This is a genomic window from Bacillus sp. SIMBA_074, from assembly GCF_046534555.1.
Taxonomy (GTDB): Bacteria; Bacillota; Bacilli; order Bacillales; family Bacillaceae_G; genus Bacillus_A; species Bacillus_A mycoides.
Map to the genome: position 1 here is coordinate 1 of NZ_JAWRYM010001197.1, position 238 is coordinate 238.

General features: G+C 38.7%; 1 pseudogene. It reads right to left on the minus strand.

Going from position 1 to position 238, the window contains the following annotated elements:
* Nucleotides 1-238: pseudogene (locus SB773_RS34510) on the minus strand (dTMP kinase); the annotation flags it as partial.

The following is a 238-nucleotide window of genomic DNA, read 5'->3' on the forward strand; positions in this document are numbered from 1 at the left end:
CCTCTTGCATATCCTTGATATGCTAAAGAAATATCTATAAAACGATCACATAGTACAAGATAGTTTTACTCAAGTGCTGGCATAACTTTTTCCACTAAATGTTGTCTACGTGCAGAAGCATAAAGAAGTGCCTCTGTACGTGCTTCCATCATCGTATACTCTTGTCGATGTAAGCTTGTTCTAATATCTTCCGAAATTGCAATACCACCTGGTGCTCTGGTCGCCATTACCTTTTGTT